This window comes from Vibrio sp. 10N.222.48.A3 (genome assembly GCF_041475345.1).
GTDB classification, from domain to species: domain Bacteria; phylum Pseudomonadota; class Gammaproteobacteria; order Enterobacterales; family Vibrionaceae; genus Vibrio; species Vibrio tasmaniensis_A.
In genome coordinates this window covers 1-8548 of the sequence record NZ_JBFRVX010000186.1, presented here as the reverse complement: position 1 = coordinate 8548, position 8548 = coordinate 1, and the positions used below count along the sequence as shown (strand labels likewise).

Below are 8548 nucleotides of genomic sequence, written 5' to 3'. Positions count from 1 at the left end.
CTCTGAACAACAGAGCGATGACATTATTATCCATTATCTCGTTTTTGTAAAGGTTTAATTTGAAGTTAACATATATCTTCCTGCTGCCCTGCAAAATACGATTTTTTACAAATTCACCTACACTTTTATCCCGAGACCTTATAAACAGTCGTCCGACTACACCCTAACTCTTTACTGAGCTCAGTTTATTCATGCCTTTGGTTTGCAATCTCTTGAATGAGTTGGTGAGCGTCTTAGAGGTGCCTCCCTTCTGAGCGCGCGCTCTGCCCACATCACTGTTAATATCCAAATCGCCCAAGTAATGAAAGACCAAACCGGCTTTCTTTCTCGCTAGCTGCTCAGCAATTTGCAAAGCATCAATGGTATTACGATCAAAATACGGTCGACTTTAGTAACGTGAATAACATCCCCTTCCCTCGCAAAGTCCAGCAACAGGTTAAGCAGTTCTCTCTCTGGGGATTCCCCCCCCTCGCTTGCTCTTGGTGAATTTTTCATAACCTATAGCTTTAACCTGTTCAAGTTGAACGTCGAGCGTTTGGTCTTGAATACTGACACGGACATAGCCAATTTTCATGAAATGAACCCTAAAGTGAACATTAAGATAGTTTTAATTAAGTGTACATATACATTTAAAAGACTAACTGGACAGTTCTGAGAGGGGTAACAAGTCGTATCCACTAAATTACACCTTTATGGACACGCCATTGGATTAACCGTATAACTAAAATCATACAAATCAGTTAAAGCGTTCGATTCGTTTATAATGAACGAAAAGGAGAATATTATGCAATCACTTACTGCTAATACAGCTAAAACTAAATTTGGCGATTTACTAATGAAGGCTCAACGTGAACCCGTACAAATCAATAAGAACGGTTCACCGGTTGCGGTGATGATGTCTTGTGAAGAATATGAGCAACTTGAAGCCCTGAAATTGATGGTGGTGAAATCGCGCTTCGAACAAGCAGAGGCCGATGTTCTATCAGATAACCTAGTCGACGGTGACGATTTCATGAATGCACTTGACCAAGGTAAATTTGATTAATGACGCAATATAAGCTTTCTTATGCAGCGCAGTCTGATCTCATTGATATTCGTCGCTATACATTAGAGCGATGGGGGCAAACACAATGGACCACTTACTTTTCAGAACTAAAGTAATCAATGGAATTACTGGCTAGCAATAAGTTGATCGGCATAGAAGTTTCAGAGTTGGGCCAAGACTACTTCCGCTTTCCTTTGAAGCACCATGTGATTTACTACATTCGAAAACAAGAGCTCCTCATTATTGCAGCCGTTTTTGGTAAGCACATGTCTCCCGCCAAGCACTTTTCACAACTCTCTTAACCCTTAGCTTCATATAGTCACGCAGCGTACTCGGCGCTTCACCCTCTCGGCTTGGCCCTTCAGTCTTCCGAGAATCATTCCGTTTTTCTTTCTGGCGGCGAGCGCTTCCTTCGTTCTCAGCGAGATCAACTCACGCTCGATTTCTGCCGCAATTCCTAGCACCTTAGCGGTGATATGAGATTGCCTCGAGCCATATAACTGTAAGTTTTCCTTTGCAATATAGACATTAATTTTCTTTTTCATGCACACTTCGAGTACCTCTAGTACTTGTAACGTTGAACGTGCAATTCGACTGACTTCAGCAAACACAATGCAATCTCCGCTCGTCATCCCCTCTACTAACACACCTAACTTAAGTGGTCGCCATTTTATCTTGCCTATCAAGCCAAAGTGGGCAGCCAAGCACACCGATTTTAAGCATCATCCCCAACGACTCGCCCCTCGAGTTAGAGTTACTCCTACCAGCCCGTTCTGCTGGTTTTGTTCAACAAGGTGATACCGAGCCTGGGTTGCTCATTGCGAATGCGACAGCGATCGGGTTGCAACCTTCAATGTTAAAAGTGTCATATGCCAGTGAGATAAGCACTTCTAATACTAATGAAGGCCCAGACAAGAAGAGTGTTACATTATCGCTTGAGCGTGAATTCCCCCTCGATGATAAAGAACCAATAACCGGACGCTCTCACTCGCTGCTGCTTCAAGCTCAGTTGCAATGCCGGCATCCACCTGTAGTAATCCGCTACAATAATGAAATAAACAACCAAACTGGGAGAATATTATGTTTCCATTTGAACTAAAAGTTAGCCATAGGACGGGACTCGGCAAAAGGCCAGACAGAAGTTTTTTACTTTTACCCAAATTTGGCAACAACCCCTATCCCCACCAACTTACCTCTAGATTTTTTGTAAAAAAGCACATTAGTTAAAAATTACTGTCATTCTAACTATCATAACCAAGACGGATTCCTACCATAAATGACGAGTTTATTCAGGTTACCAGCCGCGGTATTGAAGCTATTGGTCACCCTGGCTAATGCAGGGGCTTGAGGTCTGAACACTCTCCCTGAAGTTGCGGGTAGGTTGCGGACGTAGTTACCTGGCCAAGCAACCACTCTAGTATTTAGATGATTGGCTAAAGCCTGCCCTTGAGAAAACATGCTTCCTCCGGTCGCCCCGAAACAGGTTTGCAAATTAAACCTCTGAACGCTTCGCGCGCCCTCTGGTAGATACTCCGCAAGCCGTCCAGCTGTTTTAAAACCATCTGGCGTCATGGTTAACCCAATCCCCCCATGGCTGTAGACATAATCGTCGGCGCTCCTGTAGATAGCTGCTGTTCTTTGATAACCTGGTGAGCGCTGCCTTGTTATGGTCGTGAGATCTTCAAGAGGGGACCAATGTCTTAACTCAACCATCTCCATCGCTTGGCGTCGTGTAGCCATCAATGCTCTTCTGCTACGAGCCACCCCGATCCCTCTTCCTGCCCCAAACGTTACAAGGCCTATTACCGCCCCAATTCCCGCATTTAAAGCGGCATCTTTGGCACTTGAGCCAGTCGCCAATTCAAGACCAAAGCTAACTGCACTTGACACAGAAGCATCAGCAATCGCGAGGCCCACTTGTACACTGGTTTTTGCTCCCGTTGCTGCCGCGCCAAATCCTCCTGAGATAAAGCCAAGTGCGGCCCCAATCCCAACTTGTTCCCATTCAAAATGCGTATCCGTCACTATCGCACGAATTCCTTCTGCAGTTGCGGAGATGCCCGCCCCTAGAATTGCCCCTACAATCGCCCCTATAATTAAACTGGATATCGCAAACTTTCCGCTGGGATCACGCAAATTCACAGGATCGCCAAAACAATAGCTATAGGAGTTACTCCCTCCCTCTCCAAAAGGACTCAACACATCTGCAGAATGGAAGCGAGTCAAACCTGAACTATAAATCCGAAAACCATTGCCTAAATGATATAGCCCTGAACCAATGTCGCTAATCTCACGTTCGCCATTAAAACCTAACCGACTCTGAGAAAATTTAACAGGCACAATTAACCCTGAAGATTCAAATTTTGATTTAAAGGCTTCGCCAGCTAAGAGAAATCTTGGAGTAAAGTAAATAAACGGGGATAAAGCAGCCAATGAGGTGGAATACTTGATAAAAGTTCTTTTTGATAGATCTATATATCTTTGATTAACACCGGATGAACCATAATTCTTATTCATGATAAACATTTCCTCTATAAATCACGCATTCACCTCAACCTTGTCCATAGGGGGTGTACATTTTGTATTCTGTCGAAATAGTATCATCGCCATGGTGTGAGGTTAGAGTAGCGATAGCACTATGTTGGGCGTTTCCTAGTAAGTATTGATGTTCAGCAAGATGCACCGAGGTATCATAATTTGAAGGGCTGATATTAAACTTGAGGTACGAAGAAATAGTACGGTCCGTCCATAAACCACCCACGTTATGGTAACAAGTGTGCCATCCATCGTATAATTCGTTGACTATCTGGTCACCTTGATAATAAAGCTCCATCTTGGGTTCGTCTTGCCCAATTTGCGCCACTACACGGCCTTGAGCGTCGTATTCGAATTGATAAGACTTGTTGTTAATAGGCAGAGAAGTTGAATTCAATTGACCAAGAGCGTCATAATGATAAAGCGCCCCCCGCTCATCTTTAGTTATGTTTCCTGATGTGTCATAAGTTAAGTTAGCCGATTCAGAGTAGCTAATGTGGGTATTAGAGATTGACGCAAGACGCACCACGTCATCAGTATCATAAGTATATGTACAAATATTGTCGGTACCGTCTGAAAAAAACGTGATAAGTTTGGTTATATTGCCGTACAAGTCATAACTATATTGCTGTCGAATGATTTTGTTGCCAAATGTATCTTTGGGGTGTTCAAAGCCATCACACTGATAATCAACTAGTCGATGGAAATCATCGTATGACATTTTTTCAACCGTTGTTTTGTTGTCTCTTTCGAGTGTCTTTAGGCTGATTTGAAGTTCATCGTTATAAACTTGTTGCAAAGAAAACTGTAATTGAGAGTTTAGATGAACACTTCTTTTCGTTTCTAGTCCGACATCGTTTAATTCTAGTTTAATTTGAAGGTGATCATTTCCCCTATAAGTATCACATCCGACCAAGCGACTATAGTGATCATAATTTAAAGTGCTGAATGTATGGACACTCTCATTATTCGAATCTTGCTTAATATATTCGATATAAAACATTCTTCCGTAGCGGTCATAGCTGTATCTAACGACGTTACCAAAATAATCGTGCTTAAAATCCAGCCTGCCTGAAAGGTGATATTGTTCAAAGCTAAAAAGTCTAACAGACGTATTGGGGAAAAACGCCATCTCCTCTCTCGTCATCCCATCTTTAAAGTACACATAAGCACTGATGAGATTTTTATTCTCTGCACGTACTAGATGACCAGATTTTGCGTCGTAGTGATAGGTGACATTCAACGCTTCGTTGCCTGAAACATTATAGGCCGTGGCTTTCTTCAAATACTTATTGTACGTTATCTCGAGTTCATTACCATCCGCCATAACAACCCTCGTGGGAATTGGAGAAGCCCCGCTAAAAGACTGTTTTTCAGTTCCAGAACTCGACACTTCAGATACCATGCGAGATAGCCCGTCATACACCCTAATCCCAATGGTTTTATTATTAACACTGGTTTCAACAGGCAAAAGATCATGGCTGTAACGGACGTATTTTTTTGATATTTCAAGCGTTTCACCATCGTAGATTTGACGTGTTGAAACAACTCGGTCTGCGGTATCATAGGTGTATTCAACAGTATGACTTTTCTGGTCTGTGCTCGACACCAAGTTGCCTAAGGCATCATAAGTATTCTGGAAAAACGCTAACCGTTTCCCATGACTGTTGAGCAGCTCCTTTGTTAATAAGTTACCCATTAAATCAAAAGAACGAATTTCTGAAAGCAAACCTTGTATCGAATAGTTTATAGTCATCTTGACGGGGTTTTGCTTGATGACTTCTACCCTTCCCTCTGGGTGGGTGATTTTACTAAGGTTGCCTCTGGCATCGTATTCGTAGTTAGTTACCATTGAAGAACTGGTCGAAAAGTTATCAAATTCTTGCTGCTCAATCAATTGACCCAGGCTGTTATAGCTGAGTTCACTCAACACGATGAGTTGACCATTAAGATCACTTCGTTTTGTCTTAATGACCTTGCCTGCATTGTTGTAGTCTTCGACGCTTTGGATACCGGTAGGCTCTATGCTCTTCAATTGATTGAGCCCATCACCAACACGATATACATACTTCACTACCGCTTCATAATCCGTCCCTTCCGCCTTTATCTCTCGAGTCCGCCTACCAAGAAGATCGTATCGACAACTTGAGATAACTCCTTCACTATCGACCCACTGAACGGCTTCACCACTCTTTAAATCATGCTTGACTTGGGTGGTAACGACTAAATTATCATGTGTTGTTAGTGCGCTTGTAATTTCAACATCTTGGTCGGTATAACGGTACGACAAGTCCTTTCGTGAAACAAAATCATTGATAAAAGTAGAGGTTTTTTGTAATTGACCATGAGTAAGCTCTTCAACATTGTTAAAGTAAACATAATCTACACGACTCAGAGAGCTCTCTTCATGTTTAAGGACGACAAAGTTGCCTCCTCCGATGCGGGGTAAGGATTGGTAGGTGAAGACACTTTTCCTCTCTTGTTCATGACTAGTAATAGAGGAAGCTGGCTGGAAAGTTTCTTCCTGCAGGAAGGCAACAAACCCATTAGGCTCTGGAGGGCATGCTTGACCTTCTCCTGAAGAGGTGTAATAGACTCGCTTCGTTTGATCACCATTTATCTCTCGAATTAAGGTTTGATTCCCATAATCATCGTACTGATACTTATGGACAAACGTTCTAGAATCAGAATCTTCATAGTGAGTTTCATGTTTTTCCTTCAGAAATGAGTAATTGGCTGGTTGATGCTCAATACTGGTATTTATCTCCGCGTAATAAACGTACTCTTCTTTTCTGTAAAGAACCTCATTGTGGCGATATTCTATAGATTTTTGTAAATGATATTTATTATAAGACCGTGTTATGGATTGCGTGCTATTTATTTTCTCGACACTACTATACTCATAGTCACTCCTAGATTTGAATAGAGTATCTTCTCCATTGACGAACGCGGCTTCACTAGCAAAACCGAGATAGTTTTTATCTGAATAAGTATAGTTTGTTACTCGGTCAGGTTGATTATTCCCAGCGACAAATCGATGCATAGTCACATAAGGGACTTTACTGACCGGCCCACCGCTCGGAAAGCTGTGCCCTTCATTTTGGTAAGTGAGGATTTCTTTCAGGCCACTGGGATGAGAAAAGACTGTCAGGAGGTCATAGTTAATATTACTCAGGTATTCGTACTCAAAAGTGATATTCGACTCGTCATCAGGTAAATGAAGCGTTGTTAATCTTTTATAAATACCATTGCTTTCTTTATCAACAACCAGTGTTTGATAGGTTTCTCCACCTACAACCTGTGTGACCGTTGTTTTTAAGTCTTCAGACCAATAATCTATCCGTAATTCTCTTCCTGAGCCATCCGTTATTTTCCACAATTTGCTAGTTTGGTCACTCTCTCTATAGTGGAATGTTGTTTCCAAGCCTTGGATGGAGGTGATCTTTTTCAAGGCTCCCGTTTCATAGTCTATCGATTCTACAATCCCACTTTTATAGATAACATTAATTTCATTATTACTGAGAGAATAGAGTAACTTAATATCTTTAATTTTTCTGTATGGGAGTTTATATTCATTAGTCTGATGATTATAAATCGCTTTATAATTTTGGCCTGAGCTCAGGTAAATAATACTATCTTCTTTTTCAAAACGACTTAAAGAAAGTAGCCAGCCTCTCCCAAACCCTTCATCTCGAACACTTTCGGCACGATAGTTTAATACCAAGGAAATGGGAGAACCTACGGTTTTATGTGATAGAAAATCAGCGAGCCTTATTGAACATATATAAGCCCCAGTCCTAGGATCGACACCTGAATTATTAATAATTGAGAAGTTATGTGCATTCGATAAAAAAGACATTTTATTAATCACCTATTAATTATGTTCACTATGTATTCTTCTTAAATAGTACCCTTCCTCGAAATAATCATTGTAGCTAGTTCTTGAAAAACTAAAGTATCCTCTATTGCCAAATTTATCTTCGAAATACACTATTTTTCCATCAGGACTAATACTTTGGTTCCAGTCATAGGGAGGAAATGCTTTAGAGATGTTAGCAGAGTTGCTGCTGTAAATACCGCGCCCAAATGAGCTGACGAATATAATGGCCTCATCTGTATTGAGATCGCCATAGACAACCCGGTCTTTCCAGCCAGTGTCATAGGTAGTTGAAAATGGTATGTTGATATGGCCAGCATCTGTATCATATATCCAGTATAAGGCGGAAGAGGACTGGCTGTTGCTATAAGTCCCCAGCAACCTATGGTGGTCATTATTAAATCTCAGCCCCCCTTCTTGCCAAACTTTCTGGAGCGTAAAATTGTTAGGCTTATACTTCTGGAGATGAAGAATGGCCCCATCACTCCATCCGCTATTGCTTGTTTCGTAGGTAAAATCTGAACTGGTAAAGGTTCTTGGGGTCAACAATTCGACGATGGCAGAAGATTTGTTTGTGGTTCCATTACAAGTATTTTGGGTAAGAGATTCACCAGTGATATTATTGGTGGCCGTCGCTTGGACACACAGATGATAAACATCTGCACGGTTACCTGAAACAAACTTAGAAACACTCCTATAGCCTTCTCTTCGTCTGTTTCGGTTACTTCCATCCTCAAGCCTGATATCTAATACATACCCGCTGTGAGAATCTGAGACGGAGAGCGAGTCAATCGTTTCCGCCGTATAGAGTTTTTTGAGACTTGCATTGTCAAACGTGTAATTAGATTTCAACTGATAATAAATTTCAATTTCGGCCTGCATTCTATTATTGGCGTATATTTTAGAATTTGGCGATAAATTCACATAGGTGCCTTCAAGATAAAGCCTCGAAAAAGGTTCCTCTCTAGGTCCAGTGGAAGAGCAAAAAGCGCTATTAATATTAAATAAAAAAGCGAGTAAACATAGTTTTTTAAATGAATTTGTTTTTAGAAATTTCATATAATATATCCCATATTTGACCACCATGACAA

4 protein-coding genes and 3 pseudogenes are annotated in these 8548 nt (G+C 41.3%); 2 read left to right on the top strand and 5 right to left on the bottom strand.

The window, feature by feature from the left end; all coding sequences use genetic code 11:
• Positions 1 to 125 precede the first annotated feature (125 nt).
• Positions 126 to 574: pseudogene (locus AB4653_RS06615) on the bottom strand (recombinase family protein).
• Positions 575 to 784: 210 nt separating this feature from the next.
• Here AB4653_RS06615 and AB4653_RS06610 point away from each other — a divergent pair.
• Positions 785 to 1045 carry a type II toxin-antitoxin system Phd/YefM family antitoxin gene (locus AB4653_RS06610; RefSeq protein WP_069592240.1) on the top strand — a complete coding sequence of 87 codons (261 nt, stop codon included), beginning with the start codon at positions 785 to 787 and terminating at the stop codon, positions 1043 to 1045.
• A pseudogene (locus AB4653_RS06605) lies at positions 1045 to 1347 on the top strand (type II toxin-antitoxin system RelE/ParE family toxin). Before AB4653_RS06610 ends, AB4653_RS06605 begins: the two are co-directional and overlap by 1 nt.
• Positions 1348 to 1383: 36 nt before the next feature.
• On the opposite strand, the pseudogene AB4653_RS06600 reads toward AB4653_RS06605, so the two are convergent.
• From AB4653_RS06600 to AB4653_RS06585, 4 genes and pseudogenes are all read right to left on the bottom strand, one after another.
• Positions 1384 to 1725 (bottom strand): annotated as a pseudogene (locus tag AB4653_RS06600) (recombinase family protein); the annotation flags it as partial.
• A 568-nt stretch (positions 1726 to 2293) separates the two neighbouring features.
• The gene (locus tag AB4653_RS06595; protein WP_016800081.1) at positions 2294 to 3562 is read right to left on the bottom strand and encodes an RHS repeat-associated core domain-containing protein; all 1269 of its coding nucleotides are present in this window, start codon (positions 3560 to 3562) and stop codon (positions 2294 to 2296) included.
• A 34-nt stretch (positions 3563 to 3596) separates the two neighbouring features.
• Positions 3597 to 7439 carry an RHS repeat protein gene (locus AB4653_RS06590; protein WP_102258027.1) on the bottom strand — a complete coding sequence of 1281 codons (3843 nt, stop codon included), beginning with the start codon at positions 7437 to 7439 and terminating at the stop codon, positions 3597 to 3599.
• Between the two features lie 15 nt (positions 7440 to 7454).
• Positions 7455 to 8548, bottom strand: a 1094-nt coding sequence (locus AB4653_RS06585) for a hypothetical protein (protein ID WP_240800345.1), incomplete at its 5' end; no start/stop codon positions are given.

Bases quoted from the DNA above. Each gene is read 5' to 3' on its own strand.
- AB4653_RS06610 (WP_069592240.1), top strand. From the start codon at position 785: ATGCAATCACTTACTGCTAATACAGCTAAAACTAAATTTGGCGATTTA.
- AB4653_RS06595 (WP_016800081.1), bottom strand. From the start codon at position 3,562: ATGAATAAGAATTATGGTTCATCCGGTGTTAATCAAAGATATATAGAT.
- AB4653_RS06590 (WP_102258027.1), bottom strand. From the start codon at position 7,439: ATGTCTTTTTTATCGAATGCACATAACTTCTCAATTATTAATAATTCA.